The 24,903-nt window shown below is 71.6% G+C and carries 17 protein-coding genes, 1 tRNA gene and 1 pseudogene; 5 read left to right on the forward strand and 14 right to left on the reverse strand.

The window, feature by feature from the left end:
• Positions 1 to 164: 164 nt before the first annotated feature.
• The 9 genes from hpf to KVA01_RS06255 form a co-directional block, all read right to left on the reverse strand.
• Positions 165 to 854: a ribosome hibernation-promoting factor, HPF/YfiA family gene (gene hpf, locus KVA01_RS06210; protein WP_068468686.1), complete on the reverse strand. Its 690-nt coding sequence runs from the start codon at positions 852 to 854 to the stop codon at positions 165 to 167.
• An 80-nt stretch (positions 855 to 934) separates the two neighbouring features.
• The gene (locus KVA01_RS06215) at positions 935 to 1,807 is read right to left on the reverse strand and encodes a ComF family protein (protein WP_141269384.1); all 873 of its coding nucleotides are present in this window, start codon (positions 1,805 to 1,807) and stop codon (positions 935 to 937) included.
• A gap of 115 nt (positions 1,808 to 1,922) precedes the next feature.
• Complete coding sequence (locus tag KVA01_RS06220; RefSeq protein ID WP_233438785.1) at positions 1,923 to 3,740, reverse strand: LpqB family beta-propeller domain-containing protein; 1,818 nt, start codon at positions 3,738 to 3,740, stop codon at positions 1,923 to 1,925.
• Complete coding sequence (gene mtrB, locus KVA01_RS06230) at positions 3,737 to 5,839, reverse strand: MtrAB system histidine kinase MtrB (protein ID WP_233438786.1); 2,103 nt, start codon at positions 5,837 to 5,839, stop codon at positions 3,737 to 3,739. Before mtrB ends, KVA01_RS06220 begins: the two co-directional genes overlap by 4 nt.
• A complete protein-coding gene (gene mtrA / locus KVA01_RS06235) occupies positions 5,836 to 6,522 on the reverse strand; it encodes an MtrAB system response regulator MtrA (RefSeq protein ID WP_068468690.1) in 687 nt (228 codons plus the stop codon). The genes mtrB and mtrA overlap by 4 nt, the downstream gene beginning before the upstream one ends.
• Positions 6,523 to 6,609: 87 nt before the next feature.
• Positions 6,610 to 7,632: a uroporphyrinogen decarboxylase/cobalamine-independent methonine synthase family protein gene (locus KVA01_RS06240; protein WP_068468692.1), complete on the reverse strand. Its 1,023-nt coding sequence runs from the start codon at positions 7,630 to 7,632 to the stop codon at positions 6,610 to 6,612.
• The gene (locus KVA01_RS06245; RefSeq protein ID WP_068468694.1) at positions 7,629 to 8,021 is read right to left on the reverse strand and encodes a chorismate mutase; all 393 of its coding nucleotides are present in this window, start codon (positions 8,019 to 8,021) and stop codon (positions 7,629 to 7,631) included. The genes KVA01_RS06240 and KVA01_RS06245 overlap by 4 nt, the downstream gene beginning before the upstream one ends.
• Before the next feature lie 123 nt (positions 8,022 to 8,144).
• Positions 8,145 to 9,299 (reverse strand): tRNA 2-thiouridine(34) synthase MnmA, encoded by a 1,155-nt coding sequence (mnmA, locus tag KVA01_RS06250; RefSeq protein ID WP_068468695.1) that lies wholly within the window; start codon positions 9,297 to 9,299, stop codon positions 8,145 to 8,147.
• A gap of 80 nt (positions 9,300 to 9,379) precedes the next feature.
• Complete coding sequence (locus KVA01_RS06255; RefSeq protein WP_068468697.1) at positions 9,380 to 10,606, reverse strand: cysteine desulfurase family protein; 1,227 nt, start codon at positions 10,604 to 10,606, stop codon at positions 9,380 to 9,382.
• A 56-nt stretch (positions 10,607 to 10,662) separates the two neighbouring features.
• On the opposite strand from KVA01_RS06255, the gene KVA01_RS06260 reads away from it, so the two are divergent.
• Positions 10,663 to 11,127 carry a tRNA (cytidine(34)-2'-O)-methyltransferase gene (locus KVA01_RS06260; RefSeq protein WP_068468699.1) on the forward strand — a complete coding sequence of 155 codons (465 nt, stop codon included), beginning with the start codon at positions 10,663 to 10,665 and terminating at the stop codon, positions 11,125 to 11,127.
• Between the two features lie 85 nt (positions 11,128 to 11,212).
• On the opposite strand, the gene KVA01_RS06265 is transcribed toward KVA01_RS06260, so the two are convergent.
• Positions 11,213 to 12,871, reverse strand: coding sequence for a S1C family serine protease (locus KVA01_RS06265; protein WP_068468701.1), 1,659 nt, complete (start codon positions 12,869 to 12,871; stop codon positions 11,213 to 11,215).
• Positions 12,872 to 13,132: 261 nt separating this feature from the next.
• On the opposite strand from KVA01_RS06265, the gene KVA01_RS06270 reads away from it, so the two are divergent.
• The 3 genes and pseudogenes from KVA01_RS06270 (at position 13,133) to KVA01_RS06280 (ending at position 17,638) form a co-directional block, all read left to right on the forward strand.
• The gene (locus KVA01_RS06270; RefSeq protein WP_141269386.1) at positions 13,133 to 15,187 is read left to right on the forward strand and encodes a TPM domain-containing protein; all 2,055 of its coding nucleotides are present in this window, start codon (positions 13,133 to 13,135) and stop codon (positions 15,185 to 15,187) included.
• A gap of 88 nt (positions 15,188 to 15,275) precedes the next feature.
• Positions 15,276 to 16,031: a PspA/IM30 family protein gene (locus KVA01_RS06275; protein WP_068468706.1), complete on the forward strand. Its 756-nt coding sequence runs from the start codon at positions 15,276 to 15,278 to the stop codon at positions 16,029 to 16,031.
• A 2-nt stretch (positions 16,032 to 16,033) separates the two neighbouring features.
• Positions 16,034 to 17,638: pseudogene (locus tag KVA01_RS06280) on the forward strand (helicase HerA-like domain-containing protein).
• Between the two features lie 205 nt (positions 17,639 to 17,843).
• On the opposite strand, the gene KVA01_RS06285 reads toward KVA01_RS06280, so the two are convergent.
• The 3 genes from KVA01_RS06285 to KVA01_RS06295 all read right to left on the reverse strand — a co-directional run bounded on the left by KVA01_RS06285 (position 17,844) and on the right by KVA01_RS06295 (position 22,338).
• A tRNA-Met gene (locus tag KVA01_RS06285) sits at positions 17,844 to 17,920 on the reverse strand.
• A 233-nt stretch (positions 17,921 to 18,153) separates the two neighbouring features.
• A complete protein-coding gene (locus tag KVA01_RS06290; RefSeq protein WP_141269388.1) occupies positions 18,154 to 21,138 on the reverse strand; it encodes a UPF0182 family membrane protein in 2,985 nt (994 codons plus the stop codon).
• Positions 21,139 to 21,255: 117 nt separating this feature from the next.
• Positions 21,256 to 22,338, reverse strand: a complete 1,083-nt coding sequence (locus KVA01_RS06295) for a YlbL family protein (protein ID WP_068468710.1) — start codon at positions 22,336 to 22,338, stop codon at positions 21,256 to 21,258.
• 335 nt (positions 22,339 to 22,673) lie between these two features.
• Here KVA01_RS06295 and KVA01_RS06300 point away from each other — a divergent pair, with 335 nt between their 5' ends.
• Complete coding sequence (locus KVA01_RS06300; protein ID WP_068468712.1) at positions 22,674 to 24,128, forward strand: zinc-dependent metalloprotease; 1,455 nt, start codon at positions 22,674 to 22,676, stop codon at positions 24,126 to 24,128.
• A gap of 120 nt (positions 24,129 to 24,248) precedes the next feature.
• On the opposite strand, the gene KVA01_RS06305 is transcribed toward KVA01_RS06300, so the two are convergent.
• On the reverse strand, positions 24,249 to 24,854 hold the full coding sequence (locus KVA01_RS06305) for a M48 metallopeptidase family protein (RefSeq protein WP_141269390.1): 606 nt from the start codon (positions 24,852 to 24,854) through the stop codon (positions 24,249 to 24,251).
• Positions 24,855 to 24,903 lie beyond the last annotated feature (49 nt).

Genomic DNA, 24,903 nt, shown 5'->3' on the forward strand with positions numbered 1-24,903 from the left:
GGCACCGGAGATGGGCTGAGGGTGCACCGCCGAACAGTGTACGTGAGTGAGTCTGGACGGTCGGTTCCCGCGTGCACCCGGTGCGCGTGCCGCGCCCACCTTCGCGGCGGAAGCCCCGCGACGTGGTCACGGGGCTCCCGGTGCGGCAGTGGTGCGTGGCTGGCTCAGGAGGCGGGCTCCGCCTGGTAGGGGACCTTCTCCTCGCCGGAGGCACCGTCCGCGCTGAGGCTGATCACGCCGTACTCCCAGCCCTTGCGGCGGTAGACGGCGGACGGCTCCTGCGTGTCCTTGTCCACGAACAGGAAGAAGTCGTGTCCCACGAGCTCCATCTGGTCCACGGCCTCGTCCACGGTGATCGCGTGGGCCGGGAAGCGCTTGCGCCGGATCTCCACGGGGGAGGGAGTGTCGCTCAGCGGGTACTCGGTGTCGAAGGCCTCGTCCTCCGCCGCGGCGAGCTCCTGGTCCGAGGCGAAGGTGGGGCCGGCATCCAGCGGGATCACGGGCAGCGAACCCGTGGCCCCGTGCACGGCGACGGGCCGCTGGTGGCCCCCTCGGTGGATCTTGCGGCGGTCGCGGGCTCGGCGCAGCTGCTCCACGAGCTTGGCGTAGGCCTCGTCGAACGCGGCGAACTTGTCCTCGTTGCGTGCCTCCGCGCGCAGCACCGGACCTCGACCGTCCACGGTGATCTCCACGCGTATCCCCTGGTGCCCCGAACCGGAGTTCTCCTTCGTGACCTTGACCTCGATGGATTGCACCTTGTCGCCGAGCTGCTGGAAGCGCTCGCTCTTGGATTCCACGTACTCCCGGAAACGATCCGGGAGGGTGATGTTGCGACCCTTGATGTTCAGTTCCATGAGACCCTCCACATCTTGAGGATGGTGTGGGACCTGCTGCTCTCCCACGCGGGACACCGTTTGATTCCCGTGATCCAACGCTAGATGAAATGGTGATGAAATTCACTGACCGCAGCGTCCGAGCCGCCCGCGTTCTCCCCCGGTGAACGCGGGACGCGCACCCCGGCAAGGGTGACCACGGCCGGCACCCGGGCACCGGCGGACCGCAGTGCCCGGACGGCCTCGGCCGCGGTGGCCCCGGTGGTCAGCACGTCGTCCACGACCACGCACGTGAGCCCCCGGACGTCCCGCGCCTGCATCGTGCCGCGCAGCGCCCGTTCGCGCTGCGCGCCACCGCGCGTCTTCTGGCTCCCGGCCTGCCGACCTCGCCGCCGCCAGCCGGAGCGCCGGTGGCCCACCGCCGGCGTGACGCGCGTGCCGGAGGGCAGCGCGGCGCCGTCGAGGACCGTGGCGACGGGGTCGAACCACCGACGACGCCGCGCGCGGGCACTCGTGGGCACCGGCACCCAGTGCAGTCTCCGCGGCCCCGCGGCCGGGCTTCCCCGCAGCTCCCGGGCCACGGCCGCGAGCACCGGCGAGAGGACGGCGGAGAGGACCGGCGCGAGGTCGCTGCGACCACCGTTCTTGAACGAGAGCAGGCACGAGGCCAGTTCGTGCTCGTACTCCCCCGCCGTCCACACGCGCACCCCGGTGGCCTCCAGGGGCGCCGGTGTGACCAGCACACCGGGACGTGCGGTGGCCCGCCGGAGCACGATCCGGCAGAGTCGGCACAGCGTGGCTCCGGGCTCACCGCACACGGCGCACGAGACGGGCAGCAGCAGCTCCGCCGCCTGCGCCCACCAGGCACCGCAGCGAGCAGTGCGAAGGTCCCAGCGCGCGGCACGGCCGGGCGGCAGCCGGGTGGGATCCGACCGGGTGGGTGAGAGATGTCCGGGAGCCCGTGGCGTCGTCATGGCCCCAGTCCATCCCGAACGACGGCACCGGGTCAGCCGCAGAGCGCCATGGGGAGCCCAGACCGGACGGCGGCAGCCCCGCAGCCCTTCCCTCCGCGGAAAAAGCGTCCCCGCGTCAGCCGGAGAACGCGGTGTCCGTGACCTGCTCGCTCTGCAGGGCCCAGGAGCTGCCGGTGAGCATGTAGAGCTTCCCGTCCGAGGCACCGTAGACGGCCGCGGGTCCGTTGCCCCCGGCGATGGAGGTCACGCCGGTCAGGGAGGGCAGCTCGTCGTAGCGCCCGGCCACCGTGTAGCGCCGGGGCTGGGCGTTGCCGTCCTGGCCGAGTGCGGTGGTGACGAACTCGTCCGGGCCGATCCACTGGGCAGTGTCCACGTCCACGTCCGCGGCCACGGCGTTGCCCTTGACGAGCTCGGTGGGTTTGCCGGAGCTGTCGCGGACCACGCCGGCGAGCCACACGGTCGCGCGGTGGGAGGTGCCCGTCGTCGTCACCACGAGCGCGCGGCTGCCCTCGCGCGAGATCCGCAGGGAGGCCACGTGCTGCTTGTCGAGCCACGCGGCGCTCACGGTGTCCCCCACGCCGTCCTCGGACACGCGGACCGCGTGCACCGTGCCGGAGCGGTCCGACCCCCACACGTAGCCCACTCGGTCGAAGCTGGGCCTGCTGAGCTGCGTGCCGGACCAGCGCTTCTCGGGCTCCTGCCCAGAGGCCACGGTGTAGACCGTGGAGTCCGCGGTGTTCACGAAGCCGAAGGTCGTGGCCTCGGTGCCCATCGCCGGGCGCGAGACCGAGGCACCCTGGGGCAGCGAGATGTTCGGGATCTCCTCCGTCTGCCCACCCTGGTAGAACGCCAGGTGCCCGTTGGACACGCCGATCTGCCGGTTGGGCACGGTCACCGCGCGGACGGCGTCGGTCCCCGAGCTGCCCGGCGTCTCTACCGGCGCCCCGTTGATGGTGAGGTCCACATCCTCCACGGACGAGACCGAGCGCAGGGTCGTGCGCAGCTGCTGGTCCATCCGGTGGGCCTGGTTCACGTCCGCGGGGTCGAAGTTCGCCAGCGTCAGGTCCACCGAAGCGGTTCCGCCGGAGACCGGCACCGAGGAGCGCGAGAGCGACGCCGTCTGCGGCAGGGCACTCGTGACCGAGTCGCCCAGGTATCCCGCGGGCCCGCTCAGCAGTGCCCGGACCGCGCCCGTGGACGCCGTGGAGCGCTTGACGAACCACCGCGGATCCGGCACCAGGTAGTTGGGGTCCTTGGCCGAGTAGAAGTACAGCGTGGTGGGCGCGAAGATCTGCTCGAAGTCCGCCTTGGGCACGATCACCCCGTCCGGGGCCTTCGAGATCCGCCACTGGCCGTCCACCGACGTCAGGACGAAGTCCAGCACGCGTGTGCTGCCCGCGGGCTGCGCGGTGAGCACACCGTTGGAGCCGAGCTCACCGCTGATCTCCAGGCTCGTGCGGAACTCCCCCTCGTTCAGCCGGGGCACCGTGGTGGGTTCGCCCGAGTGGACGAGCACGCGCGTGTCCGGCTTCCACGTGGTCGCCAGCTGGGGCGTGAGGTACTTGCGCGCCACCGAGTAGTCGTCCTGCGCACCCACCCCGGCGGCGAGGAAGCCCTCCACGATCTCCTGCGCGGACGCCCCCGCCTGCGGCGCCTGCGGGTTGAACGCCATGGTGGTCTGCTCGGACTGCTCGGTGGGCTCGATCACCTTGTGCACCGGCCCGGAGCGCGGCATGGCGCCGCACGCCGAGAGCATGACGCCCAGGGCCACGGCGGTCAGCGCGCCCGCGAAGCGGACCCGGCGCGACAGGGTCCTCGCCCCGTCGCGACGCCGTCCCGCGGCGCCGCCCGGTTCGGCGGTACCGCTCAGTTCTGCAGCTCCGTCCCGTTCGCCGGTCCCGCCCGCGCTCGGGTGCTCTGACCGTGACGTCATGACTCCTCCGTCCCGCGGCCGTCCTGCGCCGCGCTCGACCCCGGGTGCGTTCCGTGGTGCCCGGGCCCGTCCGTTCCGCTGCGGGCTCGGGACGCGGTGTCCGTGGCGGCACGTGCCGTGCCACCGTTCGGGCCGACGACGCCGCCCTGCCGCCCCGCCCCGCCGGCGGTCCCGTTCGCCGCGGCGTCGTCCGCGGTGCCGTCGTCCGGGGTGACCCCGGTCGGGGCGGTGTCCTCGGCCCCGGGCCGTTCCCCGGCCAGTGCGTCCGAGAGGCTCCGACCGCCGGCCGGCTCGTCCGCACCGTGGGCCGCGCCGGAGCCGGAGGCCGCGGCGTCGTCCACGCCCTCCGTGAAGTCGATGCTCAACTGGCCCGTGACCGGGTCCCCCACGAAGAGGGGCGCGGGGGCCGTCAGCTGCAGGGAGCCGGTGTCCGTGACGCGGGCCGTAGAGGCCGCGGAGTCCTCGTCCGGGGGCAGGGGCAGCGGATTGGGCAGCTCCGGGTCCAGGGGCTGGGTGCGCAGCAGCGGCAGCGTGAGCCGGAAGCACGCGCCGTTGTCCGGCTCCGCCCAGACCTCGAGGCGGCCACCGTGCAGGCGGGTGTCCTCGGTGGCGATCGCAAGCCCCAGCCCTGTGCCGCCCACGGTGCGCGCGCGGGCGGGATCCCCGCGCCAGAACCGGTTGAAGACCTTGGTGGTCTGCTCCTCCGTCATGCCGATGCCGTGGTCCTGCACCGCGACCGCCACGCAGTTCTCGTTGGCGCCCACGTAGATGTCCACGGGCTTGCTCTCGCCGTGCTCCAGGGCGTTGGTCACCAGGTTGCGCAGGATGCGGTCGATGCGCCGCTGGTCCATCTGCACCACGGCGCGCGTCAGCGTGGAGCGCACCGTGAGCTCGGAGCCGGAGGTCAGCACGATCGGTGCCGCTGCCTCCACGACGTCGTAGACCACCGAGAAGATGTCGGTGGACGCGATGTCCAGGCGCGCCGCCCCGGCGTCGAACCGGGAGATCTCCAGCAGGTCGGAGAGCATCGAGTCGAAGCGCTCCACCTGGTTGTGCAGCAGCTCGCTGGAGCGCCGGTTCACGGGGTCGAAGTCCTCGCGCGCGTTGTAGAGCACCTCCGCGGCCATCTTCACCGTGGTCAGCGGGGTGCGCAGCTCGTGGGAGACGTCCGAGACGAAGGTCTGCTGAATCGAGGACAGCTGCTCGAGCTGCGTGATCTGGGTCTGGATGGAGTCGGCCATGCGGTTGAACGAACGGCTCAGGCGGGCGACCTCGTTGCTGCCGCGCACCTCCATGCGCACGTCCAGGTCACCCTCGGAGAGCCGCTGGGACACGCGCGCGGTGTTCGAGACCGGGCGCACGACCTCCCGGGTGACGTACCAGACGATCGTTCCCACGAGCAGCAGCAGGGCCACCATGGACAGCAGCAGCACCGCGTGGATCGAGTCCAGCGTGGCCTGCGGGTCCGAGAAGTCGTAGACGAAGTACAGCCCGTAGCGCGAGTTCTGGTTGAGCTGGACCACGTCCCCGATCACGATCACGGGCTGCTGCGGCGCGTTCTCCGCCATGCGCACGGACGCCGGCTGCCAGTAGGTGCCGTCCCCGTTGGCCACGCGCTGCTGAAGCTGCTGCGGCACGGACGCGGAGGTCATCCACGGGCTCTCGGTCTGCACGCCCACGAAGGACTGGCCCGTGCCCTGGTCCATGGGGATCAGCACCCAGCGGTGGTCCGTGGTGCTCGTGTCCTGGCTCAGTCCGCCCAGCGTGGAGTTGATCAGCGCCTGCACCTCGGTGCGGTCGGAGGCGTCCGAGGCGTCGAAGCTCGCCTGCGCGGTGCTGATGTCCGTGCGGGCCTCCTCGAGCACCTGGTTGAGACGGTCCGTGAACAGCCGGTCCGCGATCTGGTGGGACAGGAAGCTGCCCGTGGCGAAGAACGCCATGGACGTGAGGGCGAGGGCCACCGCGATCGCGCGGAACTGCAGCGACTGCCGCCAGCGCCGGAACAGCACACGGCGGCTGAGCCGGAGCCTGCGCAGCAGCTTCGGGCGGCGGCGCGCGGCGGGGGGTCGCGCCGTGGCGGGTGCCGGGGCCGCGCTCATTTATGCGGGTGCCCGCCCGCTTTGTAGCCGATCCCGCGCACGGTCAGCACCACCTCCGGGTTCTCCGGATCGCGCTCCACCTTGGAGCGCAGCCGCTGCACGTGCACGTTGACCAGGCGGTTGTCCGCGGCGTGCGGGTAGCCCCACACGTCCCGCAGCAGCTCGTCACGGCTGAACACCTGGTGCGGCGAGCGCGCGAGGGTGGCCAGCAGGTCGAACTCCAGGGGCGTCAGGGGGATCTCCTGACCGTCCCGGGTGACCGTGTGCCCGGTCACGTCGATCACGATGTCCCCCAGGGTGATCTCCTGGGACGTGCCGCGTTCGGTGGGCCGCAGCCGCGCCCTGACGCGGGCCACGAGCTCCGCGGGCTTGAACGGTTTGGGGACGTAGTCGTCCGCGCCGGCCTCGAGCCCTCGCACCACGTCCGCGGTGTCCGACTTGGCGGTGAGCATCACGATGGGGACGTCCGACTCGGCGCGGATCTGCTGGCACACCTGGATGCCGTCCATGCCCGGGAGCATGAGGTCCAGGAGGATCAGGTCCGGCTCGGACGCGTGGAACACCTCGCGGGCGCTGGAGCCCTCGTAGCAGTACACCGGCTCGAAGTCCTCCGAGGCCAGGATGATGCCGATCATTTCCGACAGGGCGGCGTCGTCGTCCACTACCAAGATTCTCGCCTTCATGGCCCGCTTTCGCACTCGAGTCCTCCACCGGATGCGGCCGTGGCCGGGCGCCCCGCGTTCTCGCACGATTCTACGGCCTGGTGGACCTCAGGCCTCGTTGCACGCCTCCGTGAGCGCGTCCCCCAGGTCGGTGACACGGCGCAGCGCGCCCGCGAGCTCCGGCGGGGTCGTCTCGTGGATCGCCGACGACGGCGCGAGCAGGGTTCCGAGCAGGGCGGCCGGGTCCATGCCGAGTTCCGTCCAGGGCCGCAGCACGCGCTCCACCAGGCTGCGCACGGCGGGGCGCCCGGTGACGGGAGCGGAGTCGAAGCACAGTCCCACCCCGGCCTCGTGCAGTGCCGCGAGGGGCTCCCACCGCTCGGTGGCGCCCGAAGGCACGCCCGTCACGGCGGTGTCCGCGCCCGTGCGCAGGGCCCAGGCGGGCTCGGCGTCCCCGGCGGCCAGCAGCACGCGCTGCGCACCGGCCTCCCGCGCGGCCGTCACGGCCTCCGTCAGCGCCGTGCGCACCTCGTGCCGGGGCAGCGAGCGCAGCGTGCGGTAGCCGCTCGCCGTGGGGATCGTCCCCGCCAGCACCCGCTCCAGCTCCGGCTCCTCGACCACCAGCACGGTGCCGCGCCCGTCCGTGTTGCGCCGCAGCGCGGCCACGAGGTCCGGCAGGCCCGCGCACCAGGACTGGGTGAGGTCGCGCCTGGCGCCGGGGTCCGACTGCAGCTTCTCGCCGTTGTGCACGTGCACGGTGGCGGCCAGGGAGACGGGCCCCAGGACGGAGAAGGCTATGGGTCCGGTGTCCGCGCCGGACTCCGCACCCAGGACGTCCGCGACCACGTTGAGGTCGCTCGCGAGCAGGTTCCGGGCCTGCCGGGAGTCGGCACCGGGCACGCCGGTGATGCGCCAGCCGTGGGGCTGACGGTCCGCGTGCAAGGAGTCCAGCATGGCGGCCGTGCGGGCCGCCAGCTCCGCGTGCGGGCCGCGGTCCGGCAGCACGGGCACGCTCGCGAGGTGCGGTGCGCCCAGTTCGCCGCGCAGCACGGTGAACGTCTCGAACGGGTCCGTGCCGCGTAGCGCACGGGTGAGGGTGGCCGTCACGGCGTCCCCGGTGGGCGCGCTCATGCGTCGTGGCCGCGCTGGTGGTCCTCGGAGATCGCCTCGTGGTGCCGGATGACCTCGCTGATGATGAAGGTCAGGAACTTCTCCGCGAACTCGGGGTCCAGGTGCGCGGCCTCGGCCAGGCTGCGCAGCCGCTGGATCTGGGCCTTCTCCCGCTCGGGGTCCGACGGCGGCAGGTCGTTCTCCGCCTTGAGCTTGCCCACGCGCTGGGTCGCCTTGAAGCGCTCGGCGAGCAGGTGGATCAGGGCGGCGTCGATGTTGTCGATCGTGCCGCGGATCGAGGTCAGCCGTTCCATGGCCGTCTCGGAGGTCCGGTGCGGTGCGTCGGTGGCCGCGGGATCCACCGGGGCGTGGTCCTCGGGGCGGTCGGTCGGGTGAGTGGCAGAGGTCATGCGCCCACTGTAATCACCGTGGAGCGGGCACCCCGAACCGGGTGGGAGCCACCCGCCCCGGCCTGGACGGGGCAACGGGCGGGAGGCGGTGGGGGGCAACCTCCCCAGGAGGCGGGGCTGCGCTCAGGAGGCGGTGACGGCCGCTCGGTCCGCGTACGCGGCGTCGATCGTGGCCTGCCCGAGCACCCGGGTGCCCTGGTAGAGCACCATCGTCTGACCGGGGGCGACGCCGCGCTGGGACTCCTCCAGCCGCACGTGCAGCCGGGAGTCCCCGGCCTCGCGGGTGAGCCACGCGCTTGCCGGGGCCGGGTCGCCGTGGGCGCGCACCTGCACGGTCACGGGGAACTCCAGCGAGCACCCCTCGCCGCTCTCCCCCAGCTCGGTGACCTCACGGGGCGGGAGGCCGGCCCAGGACGGCCGGATGCCCTCCATGACGTCGATCGCAAGCAGCTGCTCCGGCCCGACGACGACCTCGTTGGTCTTGGGCCGGATCTCCAGCACGAACCGGGGCTTGCCGTCCGGGGCGGGGCGGCCGATGTGCAACCCCCGGCGCTGGCCCACCGTGTAGGCCTGGGCGCCGCGGTGCTCGCCGAGCTCGTTGCCCTCGGTGTCCACGATCCGTCCCGGGTCCAGCTCCATGTGGTCCGCGAGCCAGCCGCGGGTGTCCCCGTCCGGGATGAAGCAGATGTCGTGGGAGTCGGGCTTCTTGGCCACAGACAGCCCGCGCTCCTCCGCCTCCGCACGGACCTGCGCCTTGGACGGCGTCTCCGCGAGGGGAAACAGCGCGTGCTCGAGCTGCTCCGCCGTGAGCACGCCCAGCACGTAGGACTGGTCCTTCGCCCAGTCCGCGGCGCGGTGCAGCTCCTTGTGGCCGTCCGCGCCCTCGACGACCTTCGCGTAGTGCCCGGTGCACACGGCGTCGAACCCCAGGGCGAGCGCCTTCTCGAGCAGCGCGGCGAACTTGATCTTCTCGTTGCAGCGCATGCACGGGTTGGGCGTGCGCCCCGCGGCGTACTCCGCCACGAAGTCGTCCACGACGTCCGCCTGGAAACGCTCCGAGAAGTCCCACACGTAGTACGGGATGCCGAGCTTCTCCGCGGCACGCCAGGCGTCCCGGGAGTCCTCGATGGTGCAGCACCCGCGCGCACCGGTGCGCAGCGTGCCGGGGGTGCGGGACAGGGCCAGGTGGACCCCGGTGACGTCGTGCCCGGCGTCCACGGCCCGTGCCGCGGCCACTGCCGAGTCCACGCCGCCGCTCATGGCTGCCAGAACGCGCACGGATGTGCCTCCAGGTGAGAATCGTCGGATCGGACTTCTTAACAACGTGGGAGTCCCGGGTGCTATTCCCCCGGCAGGGCTCAGAACGTGCCGGGCACGTGCCCCGAGAGCCCCGCGGTGCGGGCGCGCTCGTAGACGTCCGCCACGACGTCGAGCACGCGCTCCACGTCCTCCGGGGTGCTCGTGTGGCCCAGCGAGAAGCGCTGGGCCCCGCGGGCCGTCTCCTCCGGCACCCCCATGGCCAGCAGCACGTGGGAGGCCCGCGGCACCCCGGCGCTGCACGCCGAGCCCGTGGACAGCGCAATGCCCGCGGCGTCGAAGAGGAAGAGCATGGAGTCCCCCTCGCAGCCGGGGAAGGTGAGGTGCGCGTTGCCGGGCAGGCGGGTGGCGTGCTCCCACTCGGCCTCGGGCGCGCCGGGGGCCGGGCCGCGCAGCACCGCCCGCGGCACGCGCTCCAGGATTCCGGCCACGAGGGTGTCGCGCAGGGCGGCACGGCGCAGGAACTCCTCGTGCAGCCCCGCCTGGGCGGCCTCGACCGCCGCCCCGAACGCCGCGGCACCGGCGGCGTTGACCGTCCCCGAGCGGACGCTGCGCTCCTGGCCGCCGCCGAAGCTCGTGGCGGCCAGGCGCACGGTGCGCGGGGCGTAGAGCGCACCCACGCCCATGGGTCCTCCCAGCTTGTGCGCCGAGACGGCGAGGGTGCTGATGCCGCGCAGGTGCGCGTCCACCGGCACGGCGCAGAACGCCTGGACGGCGTCCACGTGGAACGAGACACCGGCGTCGTCGCACAGCGCTGCGAGCTCCGCGACGGGCTGCACGGCGCCCACCTCGTTGTTGGCCCACATGACCGTGACGAGGGCGATCTCCGGGCCGCGGCGCGCGAGCAGGTCCGCGAGCGTGGCCGGATCCACCCGGCCGACCTCGTCGACCTCGAGCCACGCGAGCTCCGCGCCCTCGTGCGCCGCGAGCCACTCCGCGGCCTCCGAGACCGCATGGTGCTCGACCGTGGACAGCGCGATCACCGTGCGCCGGGGATCCGCCTCCCGGGCCGCGCGGAACAGGCCCAGCACGGCCATGTTGTCCGCCTCGGTGCCGCCGGAGGTCAGGATGACCTCCACGGGCTCGGCGTTCAGGCCGGCCGCGATCCGGTCCCGCCCGGTCTCCAGGGCCATCCGGGCGGCGCGGCCGCCGGAGTGCAGGGACGCCGGGTTGCCGCCGCGGCGAGCCTGCTCGACGTACGCCTCGACGGCCTCCGGGAGCATGTCCGTGGTTGCGGCGTGGTCCATGTAGACGCGGGGTGTGGGCATGGGCCCAGTCTAGGGATCCCCACCGACGCCGCCGCGGTGCGCCTACACTCGCACCCATGCTCCATTTCGTCTTCCACTCCCCCGAGATCCCGGGCAACACGGGCAACGCCATCCGCCTCGCCGCCTGCACCGGCGCGCGGCTGCACCTCGTGGAGCCCCTCGGCTTCAACTTCGACGACGCCAACCTCCGCCGCGCGGGCCTGGACTACCACGATCTCGCGGTGATGGACGTCCACCCCAGCACGGAGGCGCTGTGGGACTCCCTCGGGGATGCGCGGGTGATCGCGTTCACCTCGCACTCCACCACCCGTCACACGCAGCTGGACTACCGGGACGGGGACGTGCTGCTCTTCGGCCGCGAGTCCACCGGCCTGCCGGAGGAAGTGCTCGCGGACGAGCACGTGAGCGAGCGCGTGCGGATCCCCATGCTGCCCGGGCGGCGTTCCCTGAACCTCGCGAACTCCGCGTCCATCGCGCTCTACGAGGCCTGGCGCCAGCTCGGCTTCCCGGACGGCGTCTGAGCCGCGACCGGTCCCCGTGTGCGACGGCGCCCTCCCCACTCTCGTGGGGAGGGCGCCGTCCTACGTGGGTGGGAAACCCCGCGGACTAGTTGCTCTTCTGGTCCGCGGCGTTGCCCAGGGTGACCGTGGCCGTCTTCTCGTCGTTGCCGCGGCGGAAGGTGATCTCCGCCTGAGAACCGGCCGCGAGCTCGCGCACACCTGCGGTCAGGGCGTCCGCGTCCGTGACGGACTTGCCGTTGAACTTGGTCACGACGTCGTTCGCCTTGAGCCCGGCGTCTGCGGCCGGTGAACCGCTCTCCACCTTGAGCACGAGCGCCCCGGAGGAGAACTGCCCGGAGCTGCTGCCGGGCGCGGTGTAATCCGTGACCGAGGCGCCCAGGTAGCCGTGGGTGGCCTTGCCGTCCTTGATGATCTCGTCCGCGACCCGCTTGGCCGTGTTGGAGGGGATCGAGAAGCCCACGCCGATGTTGCCGGAGCTACTCTCGTCCCCGGAGGAGGAGCCCGCGGCGGAGGCGATCGCCACGTTGATGCCGATGACCTGTCCGCTCGAGTTCACGAGCGCACCCCCGGAGTTGCCGGGGTTGATCGCGGCGTCCGTCTGCAGCACGTTGAGGTACACGCTGGACTTGGCGGACCGGGAGCCGGACTGCCCGTTGTCCGGGAAGTTGAAGAAGAAGTCCTGACCGCCGCTGCCCTTGCCCTGCTGGGACTGGGAGGTGTCCGGGGTCTCCTGGGCCGCGGAGGAGGCCACCGCGATCGTGCGGTTGAGCGTGGAGACGATGCCGTCCGTCACGGTGCCGCTGAGCCCGAGCGGCGCACCGATCGCAATGGCGGCGTCCCCCACGTTGAGCTTGGACGAGTCCGCGAACTCCGCCGGGGTCAGCCCTTTGGCGTCCACCGTGATGACCGCGAGGTCCGACTCCGGGTCCGTGCCCACGACCGTGGCCTTGCGCACCGAGCCGTCCGAGGTCTGCACCTCAAGGTTCGCGTTGGAGCTCGCACCGTCCAGCGTGACCACGTGGGTGTTGGTGAGGATGTGCCCCTGGTCGTCCAGGACCACGCCGGAGCCCGTGCCGGCCTGGTTGCCGGAGGTGGCGGAGATCGTCACCACGGAGGGCAACGCCTTCTGCGTGGCCCCGGTGATCTCGTTAACGGAGTCCGTGTTGTTGACGATCACCGGGGAGCTGTTGGTGCTGTTCGTGCCGCTGCCCGTGGCCACCGCTCCGGTGCCCACCGCGGTTCCCGCGCCGAGCAGGCCCGCGAGCGCCATGCCCGCGATCATCGCCCCACCCGAGAAGCGCCGCTTCGTCTTCGTGCCGCCGCGGCCGTCCTGGGCAGGGTAGCCCGAACCGGCCGGGCCGGGCCCGCCGTAGCCGCCGTCGTGGCCACCGCCGCCGCCCGCGCCGGAGGCCGCCCCGACCGCCGGGCGCGCACCGTCGTCGTACGCCGCGCCGTGGCCGTGCACCGCGCCCTGCCCGTAGGCGTCGCGGTCACCGGAGGAGGCGTCGGCGGGCTGGTACACACCGCTGTACTCGCGGGTCTCACCCGGGTAGCGGACGTCGTCGTCGGCCGAACGGGAGGCCGAGGGGATCGGCTGGGTCTCGTCCGCGGTCCACGGCGAGCCGGGGCCCTGAGCACCGGAGCCGTCGGCACCGCTGCGGCCCGCGCCCGAACCGTACTGTCCGTACCGGGGCACGGGACGCTGGGGATCGCCGCCCTCGCGGGGATCGTGGGAATCGGCCATGCTCTCTCCTCCAAAACCTGTGGGACCGCCACCTGGGCCGGTCAGTTTTGATGACCCAGTATGCTCGCCCTTACTGTACCGGGGCTGTGAGAACTGACGGCTTCTCGTGAGTTCCCTGTTACCTCTCCGGACATCCACTGAATTCGTGACCCCGTGATCCACCACAGCGTATTCTGTGACGCGAGCGGCGCGGCTCCCGCGAAGCACCACCGGCCACACGGGCCCCTGCCGCACCGCGCCGATGTCGAGGGAACGAGGGTCATGAGTTCACGCACCTACTGGCGGCGCACGATGTCGGTGGCCGCACTGGCGGGGTCCTCCCTCCTCTTCCTGGGCCCCGCGGCGCTGGCCGAGGCCCCTCCCACGGTGGAGCCGGGCGTGCGCGTGGTGGACACCGTCAACGCCCTGAGCAACGCCTCCGCGGTGAAGGACGAGATCTCCTCGCTCGCCAAGGAGCACCAGGTCACCCTCTACGTGGTCTACGTGGACCGGTTCACGGACCCCACGAACCCGGACGACTGGGTCGAGGACTTCGCGCAGCGCAACGGCTTCGGCACGAACGACGCCGTGCTGGCCGTTGCCACCACCAGCCGTCAGGCGCGCTTCAGCGCGAACAACGCGGGGCCGCTGTCCAAGAGCGACCAGCAGAAGATCTACCAGGACAACATTGCCCCGGCGCTGAGCAGCGGTGACTGGGACGGCGCCGCGGAGGGCGCCGTGAAGGGCATCAACTCCTCGCTCGGCGGCGGCCTGGGCGGCGCGGGCGGCGCCGTGCTCGGCACGGTCGCCGTGGGCGGTCTCGCCGCCGCGGGCGTGGGTGCCGCGGTGGTGGCGCGCAGGCGGCGTCGTCGTCAGGACCAGGCGGGTCAGGGCGGGGCCGACGGCGCCCCGCGCGGCCAGCGCGCCCCCGAGCGTCCGCTCGTGCCCCTGCCCGAGCTGCACCGGCAGGCGGGCTCCGCGCTCGTAAAGGCGGACAACGCGATCCAGCACTCCGAGCAGGAACTGGCCTTCGCGCAGCTGCAGTACGGCGAGGAGCAGACGCAGCCGTTCCAGGAGGCGATCGCGCGCGCCAAGGAGCACATGCGCGCCTCCTTCGAGCTGCAGCAGAAGCTCGAGGACGACATCCCGGACTCCGAGGCGGACCAGCGCGCGTGGCTCGGGGAGATCATCGACCGCACCCGCCAGGCCCGCGCCCCGCTGGCCGAGCAGGAGCAGAGCTTCACGCGGCTGCGGCAGCTCGAGACGCGCGCGCCGGAGGCCCTGGAGGCGGTGCGCCGCGCCGTCGACGCCACCCGGCCCCGCCTCGCGGACGCCGAGGCCGCCCTGGTGGGGCTGCACGAGACGTACGACGACGCCGCCCTCGCCCCCGTGGTGGACAACGGCACGCAGGCGCGCGACCGGCTCGAGTTCGCCGCGACCTCCATCGGTGACGCCCAGCAGCACCTGGACGCCGGCAAGGTCTCCGAGGCGGTGCTCGCGATCCGCGCCGCCGAGGAGGCCCAGGGTCAGGCCGAGGGCCTGATCGGTTCGGTGGACAACGCCCGCCGGGAGCTCGCCGCCGCAGAGGAGTCGCTCAAGGACGCTGTGAGCATTGCCCAGCGGGACGTCGCGGAGGCCGAGGGCCTCGTGCAGCAGGGTTCCCGCCCGGAACTCGCCGGGGCCGCCGCGGGGGTGCGCTCCGTGGTCGAGACGATCACACGGCAGATGTCCTCGGGCCACTACGACCCCGTGGGCTCCGCGCGACGGCTCGCCCAGGCGAAGGCCGAGCTCGACAAGGGGCTGCAGGACGTCCGCACGTCCCAGGACCGCGCCCGCTCCGCCCGCGAGACCCTCTCCCACACCCTCGTGAGCGCACAGGCGAGCCTCACGACCGCCTCCGACTACGTCTGGGCGCGCCGCGGTGGCGTGGGCGCCCGGGCCCGCACCGAGATCGCGGAGGCCGAGCGCCACCTGCAGATCGCCCAGCAGCTGCGCAACTCCGACCCCGAGCGCGCCCTCGACGAGGCCAACCAGTCCATCCGCCTCGCGGACTCCGCCCAGCGCTCCGCGAGCGAGGACGTGGACCGCTTCTACAGCTCACCCGGCGGCTACGGCGGCTACGGCGGACGCCAGAACAACGGCCTGGGGGGTGCGGTGCTCGGCGGGATCCTGCTGGGCGGCATCCTCAACGGCGGAGGCTTCGGCGGCGGCCACCACGACGGCGGCGGCTTCGGAGGAGGATTCGGCGGTGGCGGCTTCGGCGACGGTGGTTTCGGCGACGGTGGCGGCTTCGGGGACGGCGGCGGTTTCGACGGCGGGGTGGGCGGCAACTTCTGACCGCCCACCGGCCCCGGCACAGATCACCGGCTCCCCCGCGGACCCGGACGAACTCAGCTCCACCGACACACGAGAAGAGGAGAACACCATGACCAAGCAGTCGATCTTTGGGCGCATCGCCCAGCTGGCCAAGGCCAACATCAACGCGATGATCGATTCCGCGGAGGACCCGCAGAAGATGCTGGACCAGATGGTCCGCGACTACACGGAGAACATCCGTGAAGCGGAGTCCGCGGTGGCCCAGACCATCGGCAACCTGCGCCTACTCGAGAAGGACCATGCGGAGGACGTCCAGGAGGCGCAGCAGTGGGGCGGCAAGGCCCTGGCCGCGTCCAACAAGGCCGAGGAGTTCCGCCGTGCGGGCAAGGAGGTCGAGGCCGGGAAGTTCGACGACCTCGCCAAGGTGGCCCTGCAGCGCCAGATCCAGTCCGAGAACGAGGCGCGCGCCGCCGAGCCGCAGATCGCGTCCCAGACCGAGGTCGTGGACAAGCTCAAGACCGGCCTGAACAGCATGCGCGGCAAGCTGCAGGAGCTCTCCGCCAAGCGGGACGAGCTCGCTGCCCGCCAGAAGACCGTGCAGGCGCAGTCCCAGGTGCAGGACGCCCTGAAGTCCTTCGACGTCATGGACCCCACGAGCGAGGTCTCCCGCTTCGAGGAGAAGGTGCGCCGCGAGGAGGCCCGCGTGGCCGGCCAGCAGGAGCTCGCGGACTCGTCCCTGGACCGCCAGTTCGAAGCGCTCGAGAACATGGGTCAGCAGACCGAGATCGAGGCCCGCCTGGCGGCGCTGAAGGCCGGTTCCGGCGCCAAGGACGGCGAGAACATCGTCTCCGCCGAGGAGGTCTGAGCATGGCGGCAGCCCAGGGCGGTGCCCACGAGCAGCTCGACGCGATCCGCACCGGCTACGCGAGCGACGCCCCGTGCCTCGAGATCGGGGCCGCACTCGACGAGGAGGGTCCCCACGCGGACGCCGTCGTGCGGGTGCCCCTGGCCACGCTGAACCGGCACGGCCTCGTGGCCGGTGCCACCGGCACGGGCAAGACCAAGACGCTGCAGGCCCTCGCGGAGTAGCTCAGCACGGACGGCGTGCCCGTGTTCCTCACGGACGTCAAGGGTGACCTCAGCGGCATCTCGCAGCCCGGTGAGGAGAACCCGAAGGTCGCCCAGCGCGCCGAGTCCGTGGGCCAGCAGTGGTCCCCCACGGCCAGCCCCACGGAGTTCTACAGCCTGGGCGGTCAGGGCAAGGGGGTGCCCGTGCGCGCCACGGTCACGTCCTTCGGCCCCACCCTGCTCTCCAAGGTCCTCGGCCTCAACGCCACGCAGGAGTCCTCGCTCGGGCTCGTGTTCCACTACGCGGACTCGCACGGCCTGGCGCTGCTGGACCTCAAGGACCTGCGCGAGGTGATCGTGCACCTGACCTCCCCGGAGGGCAAGGACGAGCTCGCGGAGATCGGCGGGCTGTCCAAGCAGACGGCCGGCGTGATCCTGCGGGAGCTGACCACGTTCGCGAACCAGGGGGCCGAGGTCTTCTTCGGCGAGCCCGAGTTCGACACCACGGACCTGCTGCGCACCACCGAGGACGGCAAGGGCATCGTCTCGTGCCTCGAGCTCTCCGAGGTGCAGCAGCAGCCCCGGTTGTTCTCCACGTTCCTGATGTGGCTGCTCGCGGACCTCTTCCAGGACCTCCCGGAGGTCGGTGACGCGGACAAGCCCCGGCTGGTGTTCTTCTTCGACGAGGCCCACCTGCTCTTCGAGGACGCCTCCAAGGAGTTCCTGAGCTCGATCGAGCAGACCGTGCGGCTGATCCGCTCCAAGGGCGTGGGCATCTTCTTCGTGACCCAGTCCCCCAAGGACATCCCCTCGGACATCCTGGCGCAGCTCGGCAACCGTGTGCAGCACGCGCTGCGGGCGTTCACGCCGGACGACGCCAAGGCCCTGAAGTCCGCAGTGCGCACGTACCCGAAGAGCGCCTACGACCTCGAGCAGCTGCTCACGCAGCTCGCGACCGGCGAGGCCGTGGTCACCGTGCTCTCCGAGACCGGTGACCACCCCGTGGCGTGGACCCGCATGCGCGCGCCCCAGTCGCTCATGCAGCCCGCGTCCCCGGAGGCGATCGACGCGATCGTCTCCGCCTCCCCGCTGCTCGCGACCTACGGCGAGGCCGTGGACCGCGAGTCCGCGTACGAGCTGCTGCGGGGCCGCCTGGAGGCGGTGCACGACGAGCCCGAACCCTCCGACGGCGGCACGGACCGCGCCGAGGAACCGAACGAGCGGCGTCGTGACGAGGACCGCAAGGACGCTCCCCGCCGCACGCACGAGGAGGAGGACGGCGGTGGTTTCCTCGGTTCCGTGATGGAGAACCCGGCGGTGCGCTCGATGATGCGCTCCGCGGGCTCCGCGCTGGGCCGGGAGATCACGCGCTCCCTGTTCGGCACGTCGCGGCGCCGCCGCTGACGCACCCGCCGCACGACGACGCCGCCGCGCCCCTCTCCGGGACGCGGCGGCGTCGTCGCACGGGCCCGGAATGCGCGACCGCGTCGGTACTCCCAAGACGCCCAGAAGGGCAGGACACGCAGAAGGCCCGGACGCGCGGAAGCCCCGAACCCTCAAAGGCGCCAGACATGCAAGAAGCCCGGTCTCGAAAGACCGGGCTTCTTCGTGGTTGCGGGGGCAAGATTTGAACTTGCGACCTCTGGGTTATGAGCCCAGCGAGCTACCGAACTGCTCCACCCCGCGGCGACATCGACCACTATACGGGTGCCCGGTGGGTCGTGCAAATCGGGGCCGGAACTCACATCCCCGGCGCTCCCCTGCCGGGCGCGGACCGGCGGTCTCGGACGCCCCGTCCCGGAACACGCTCCCGCGAGGCCCCGGCCCTGCAGTGCTGGAACACGCCCGCACCCCGGCAACCGCCGAGGGGCGGCCCCCGGTGTCCCGGGAACCGCCCCTCGGCGCTGCTGGCTGCGTGCTCACTTGGAGGGCGAGGCACCGTCCTGCGCCATGGCATCCTCGATGGCCTTCTGCAGCCGGTCCTGAGCCTCGCCGTACTTGGCCCAGTCACCGTCCTTGCGCGCCTGGTCCGCGTCCTTCATGGCGGTGTTCGCCTTGTCCAGCGCTTCCTGCAGGGACGCCGAGCGCTGCGGGTCCGACGCCGAGGCGGACGGCGACGGGCTTGCGCTCGCCTTGTCCCCGCCGTCCTTCGAGTCGCTTCCCGAGCCCTGGGCCGCCGTGGCGTCCTTGTCGCTCACGCCGGCCCCGGAGTCCGTGGTGGCACCCGACTTGCCGCCGAAGACCTGGTCGAGGGCGCCGTCGAGCGTGGGGGCGTAACCGACCTTCTCGCCGAAGCCCACGAGCACCTTGCGCAGGGTCGGGTAGGCAGCGTCGCCGGAGGACTGCACGTAGACCGGCTGGACGTAGAGCATGCCGCCGCCGACCGGCAGCGTCAGCAGGTTGCCGTTGATGACCTCGGAGGCGCCCTGGCGCAGGATGTTCAGCTCGTTGGAGACCGCGGTGTCCGAGTTGAAGTTGTTCTGCGCCTGGCCCGGGCCGGGAACCGAGGACGAGCGCGGCAGCTCGAGCAGCCGCAGCTTGCCGTAGTTCTCGTTCTTCACGCCGTCCTTGCCCGTGCCCGCGTCCGCGTTCGCGGAGAGGTAGCCGTACATCACGTTGCGGGTGTTGCCGGACTCGTTCTGCTGGGGGATGAAGGACGAGGTCAGGGAGAAGCTGGCCTTTTTGTCACCCGGCATCCGCATGGACAGGTAGTACGGCGGCTGGGAGACGCCCCGGTTCTGCTGGGTGGGGTCGTTGGGCACGGACCAGACGTCGTCGTTCGCGTAGAAGCTGTTCGCGTCCGTCACGTGGTAGCGGTTGAGCAGGTCGCGCTGGACCTTGAACATGTCCTCCGGGTAGCGCACGTGCGCCATCAGGTCCGCGGACATCTCCGAGTACGGCTTGACCGTGCTGGGGAAGACCTTCTGCCACGACTTCAGCACCGGGTCCTGGTCGTCCCACGCGTAGAGGTCCACGGAGCCGTCGTACGCGTTGACCGTGGCCTTGACCGAGTTGCGGATGTAGTTCACGCGCTCCGGCGGCAGCGCCGCGCTCGTGCCCTGCGCGGTCTGGGTGTCCTTGGTCGCGTCCTCCAGCACGGACGGGGTGGAGTACGGGTACGACGACGCCGTGGTGTAGGCGTCCACGATCCACACGACCTTGTTGTCCACGATCGCCGGGTACGGCTTGCCGTCCACGGTCAGGTACGGGGCCACCTTCTCCACGCGCTCGCGCGGGTTGCGGTCGTAGAGGATCTGCGAGTCCGGGCGCACGGCGTCCGAGAGCAGCATGTCCGTGGACTGGAACTTGATCGAGTAGGAGAGCTTGTTGAACAGGTTGCCCACGTTCGGGCCGCCGTTGCCGGTGAACGTGGTCTTGGCGTCCGCGGCGTCGCCCTCGTTGGTCTGGGGACGGTCCAGCTCCAGCGGAGCGTCACCCTCGGCGCCACCCACGATGGAGTAGTTGGGCGAGTTCTCGCCGAAGTAGATGCGGGGCTCGTAGCTGTCCGAGATCTGGCCCTTGGACGGGATGCCGGCCTGCATGAACTTCGGCTTGCCGTCGCTCTGCACGCGCGAGCCGTACGCGGCCACCACGCCGTAGCCGTGCGTGTAGACCACCGACTGGTTGTACCAGCCCTGGATCTGGTCCGAGTTCAGCTCGCGGGTGGCGATCACGGTGTCCTGCGTCTGGCCGTCCACGGTGTAGCGGTCCACGTTGAGCGTGTCACCGAACTGGTAGTACGGCCGGAACTGCTGCAGCTGGGCGAACGCGGAGGAGACCACGTTGGGATCCAGCAGACGGATGTTGGAGGTGGTCTCGGTGTCCTCGCGCAGTGCGCCCTGCTCGGTCTGGGTCGTGGCGTCGTACGGAGTGACCTGGGTGTCGTCCAGCCCGTAGGCCTGCCGGGTCATGGAGATGTTGCGCTGGATGTACTCGTTCTCCAGGGCCTGCTCGGTGGGCGTGACCTGGAAGCGCTGGATGGCCCACGGGTACAGACCGCCGGCCACCACGGCCACCACCACGAGCATCGCGGCGCCGATCAGCGGCAGCTTCCAGCGGCCGATGAAGCCGGCCACCACGAACAGCACGGCCACCAGCACGGCGGAGATCGCCAGGATGCCCTTGGTGGGGATCACGGCGTTGACGTCCGTGTAGAGCGCGCCCGTCCACTTGCCCGAGGTGGAGGTGAGTGTGGAGTAGCGGTCCAGCCAGAAGTTCACGGCCTGCAGCACCAGGAAGGCGGCGACCACGGAGCCCAGGTGCACCCGGGCGGCGCGCGTGGACTCGATCCCGCGCTCGTGGATCCGGATCCCGCCGTACACGTAGTGCATGAGCAGACCGGCCACGCCCGCGAGCAGCAGCGCCGTGACCAGGAAGCCGATCAGCAGCCGCAGGAACGGCAGCGTGAACACGTAGAACCCGAGGTCCATGGTGAACTGCGGATCCGTCTGCCCGAACGGCTCCTGGTTGAAGAACAGCAGCACGGTCTGCCACTGCGCGGCCACCGTGGACGCCGCGAAGAGCCCGAAGATCACGGGCACGGCCACCATCACGACCTTGCGCACCGGGTCCAGCGCCTGCTGGTACTTGGCCATGTTCTCGCTGATCCGCTCCGCGTCCCGCGGGCGCAGCCGGTACGCGAGCAGCAGACTCACGAACATCAGGGCGGCCACGATCAGCGCGGCCACGACGAACAGGCCGATCACCGTGAGGTTGCGCGTGATGAAGACGCGCAGATAGCCCAGCTGCTCGAACCAGAGGATGTTGGTGTAGACCTGCGTGAACCCGACGAACGCCGCGATCAGGACGACCACCGCGATCACCGTGGGCAGCAGGGCCCCGCGTTTGCGCCGGCCCGTCGCCGAGCTGCTGGATGGACGGGGGGATGCGGCTCCGGCGGTCACTGAATACCTCTGAATTCCCTGGGCGCGGATGGCGATCTGTCAATGATCGGTGTCCACCTTATTGTGCGGGCCACCGCGCGGGGGTGCAATTAGGCGGCGCCGGGGTGTCACCGCACGTCAGCGCGTGCCGCAGCTGGGCAGGTCCGAGACGTTGCCCGCCGCCGCCTGCTCCACGGCGTTGACGGCCTCCCCGAGAGTGTCCACCTGCACGACCGTGAGCCCGTCCGGAACGTGGTCCACGACCTCGTCGCAGTTGCCGGACGGCGCGAGGAAATAGCTGGCTCCGGCGTCCTTGGCGCCTTCGAGCTTCTGGCGGATGCCGCCGATGGGGCCGACCGTGCCGTCCGCGGCGATCGTCCCGGTGCCGGCAATGTGCTTGTCCCCCGCCATCGAGCCGGGGGTGAGCTCCTCGATGATCCCGAGGGCGAACATCGTGCCGGCACTGGGCCCGCCCACCTGGTCCAGCTGGAAGTCCACGTCCACGGGGAAGTCGTAGTCCGGGACCAGGTACACCCCGAGCTGCCAGCGGGAGCTGCCCTCGCTGCGCTGCAGGTCCACGTGTTCGGTGACGCTCTTGCCGTCGCGGCGCACGGTGACCTGCGCGCCCTTCGAACCGGCGTCGTCGAGCAGCTCGCGCAGCCGCGCCAGCGAGGTGACCTCCTTGCCGTCCACGGCCGTGATCTCGTCACCGCTGCGCAGCACGCCGTCCGCGGGTCCCTCGTGCACGACCGCGTGCACGGTCAGCGTGGTGGTGAAGGGCCTGTCCAGGTAGGTCATGGCCGCGGCCACGGAGTCCTCCTGGGAGGTGGTCATCGCCGCCGCGTTGGACGCCTCGACCTGCTGGCCCGAGGTCTCCGGCGGGTAGAGCGTGTCCTCCGGGATCACGGCCTGGGTGGGATCCAGCCAGCCCAGAACCGCGTTCACGGAGTTGATGCGCCCGGACGGGCCGCCCTTGACGTACACGGTGGTCAGGTCCAGCTGCCCGTCGCTCGGGTAGGTCTTCGCGCCCGTGATCTTCACGAGCTGCTTGTCGTCGATGCTGCCCACCGTGTTGAACGTGGGTCCGGCGGCCTCGATCACGTACGGGGCGGGCAGCACCACGCCGGCCACGAGCAGGATGCTCATCCCGGCCAGCGCCGCCGAGGGCAGGGACGGCCGCCGCACGCGCAGCCTGCGCCGCGCCTGGTGCTCTTCGCTCACGTCCCGTTTCCCTTCCACGGCCTTCCGGACCGTCCCAGGGTACTCGCGGCACGAGACCCGGGGGGCCGGCGGCGCGGGGCCGGCCGCGCGGCGTCCTCGTCCAGGGTTCCGCAGCTGCCGGGCACGACGACGGCGCGGCCACGGCCACCGGGGTCGCGGCGGGTTCCTCTCCCCCGCCCTCGCGCGGTGGACATCCAGGGACGCCGGGGGCCTGCTCCCAGGTTCCTCGCAGGACCTGAGCCGTCAGCGAACCGGCCCTCGGACGGTGGTTGGGCCCGGGGCCCGCCCGATAGTCTGGGGCCAGACCCAGACCTCCTTCGACGATTGGTGGCCACATGCCCTCGAATCCTTCCGACGGCGAGAACGGCGAGAGCTCCAAGGACCCGTTCCAGGAGATGTTCGAGCGTCTGCTCGGCTCCGGCGCCATGAAGCCCGGTGACATGCCCGCGGGAATGCCCGTGGACCCGCAGCAGATGTCCATGATGTTCCAGCAGATCCAGTCCATGATGAGCTCCTCCGGTTCCGGCGAACCCGTCAACTGGGAGCTCGCGCACCAGAACGCCCGGCAGGTCGCCGCCCAGAAGGGCGACCCCTCCGTCTCCGAGAAGCAGAAGGGCGCCGTCAACGACGCCATGAAGCTCGCGGACCTGTGGCTCACGGAGCACACCGCGTTCGACGAGGCCCCGGTGCTGCCGGGCGCGTGGTCGCGTGCGGAGTGGATCGAGGCGACCTGGCAGACCTGGCAGGAGATGTCCGCGCCGGTCGCCACGTCCGTGTCCAAGGCCATGACCGAGGCGCTCACCCAGCAGCTGCCGCCCGAGCTGTCCCAGGCCATGGGCGGCGCGGACCTCTCCGGGATGCTCTCCGGTGCGGGTTCCATGATGTTCGGCATGCAGCTCGGCCAGGCCGTGGGCGCACTGTCCTGCGAGGTGCTCTCCTCCACGGACGTGGGCATCCCCCTGGCCAAGGACAAGTGCGCGCTCGTGCCGTCCAACGTGGCCGAGTTCAGCGAGGGGCTGGACCTGCCCGCCTCGGACGTCATGCTCTACCTCGCCATCCGCGAGGCCGCCCACACGCGCCTCTTCCACGGCGTGCCCTGGCTGCGGCAGCACGTGCTCGACCTCATCACGGCGTTCGCGTCCGAGATCCACATCGACATGGACCGCATCGAGTCCATCGCCCAGGACCTCGACCCGTCCGACCCCTCCGGCATCCAGGACGCGCTCAGCTCCGGCGTGTTCAGCCCCGAGATGACCCCGCGCCAGGAGGCCACGCTCGCCTCGCTCGAGACCGTCCTCGCGCTCATCGAGGGCTGGGTCAACCGCGTGACGGTGGCCGCGACCGTGAACATCCCGTCCGCGCCCGCGCTCACCGAGATGATGGCCCGACGCCGCGCGGAGGGCGGGCCGGCCGAGCGCACCTTCGGCTCGCTGGTCGGGCTCGAACTGCGGCCCCGGCGGCTGCGCGAGGCCGCCGACTTCTGGGGCTACCTCGAGGAACAGCGCGGCATCACCGAGCGGGACAGCCTCTGGGAGTCCCCCGAGCTGCTGCCCACGGACGAGGACCTCGACGACCCCCAGGGCTTCGAGGAGCGCCGCGGCCTGCTCACCGCGAGCGACGAGGAGATGGACGCCGCCCTCGAGAAGCTGCTCTCGGGCGGCTACGACGACGGGTCCGGCCAGGAAGCCTATAGGGGCTCTGACAAGGGCTCTGACGGAGACTCCCCCGAGGACGAGGACCAGGGCAACTCCGGCGACGACGATTCCGGGCGGGGCGGCCCCGCTCGGTGATCGTGACCCGCTGATCGTGGCTGCCCGGTGATCAACCTCCCGCGGACTGTCCCTCCTCGGTGATTCCCGGCCGCCGGACACGGGCCATCTGACCACCGAGCTTCGGTCCCCGCTCGTCGATCAGTGCGCCGGGTCGCGCGGGGCCTCCTCCGTACCGGTGCGCGGGGCCTCCCCCGCACCGTGGCTCTCCGCCCACGCGACGCCGTCCAGGAACTGGGCGGCGTCGTTCGCTCGGGGGTGACGGCGTGCCAGGGACCAGAAGCGCTCGTTGTGGTGAGCCTCCAGGAGGTGCACCAGTTCGTGCAGCACCACGGTCTCCAGCACCCACTCCGGTGCCTGCGCCAGGCGGTGGGCGATCCTGATGGTGCCCGTGCTGGGCGTCGCCGAGCCCCAGCGCGAGTGCTGCCGCGTGGACCAGCGCACGCTCGTGGGCCGCGCGGCACCGTCCAGGTAGGCCTCCGAGAGCCGCCGCGCCATCTCCTCCAGCGCGGTGTCCGTGGAGCGCGAGCGCGCCGCCGACTCCGCCGCACGCCGCTTCGCCAGGACCTTCGGCACGAGGGTCGCGCTCCAGTGGTCGATCTGCGCCCGGGTCGCGCGCTGCGGCACGGCCAGCACGATGGCGTCCCCGCTGAAGTGCGCGCTCACGGTCTTGGTGCGGCGGGCGCTGCGCTGCACGATGATCTCCGGCAGGTCCGCCGGGGGCTGGGGGGCTCGTCTGCTGGGCATGGGTCCAGTCCACCACCCGCGTGGGCCGGGGGCCAGTCACTTCCGCCCG

It is taken from the genome of Kocuria varians (assembly GCF_006539885.1).
Lineage (GTDB): Bacteria > Actinomycetota > Actinomycetes > Actinomycetales > Micrococcaceae > Kocuria > Kocuria varians.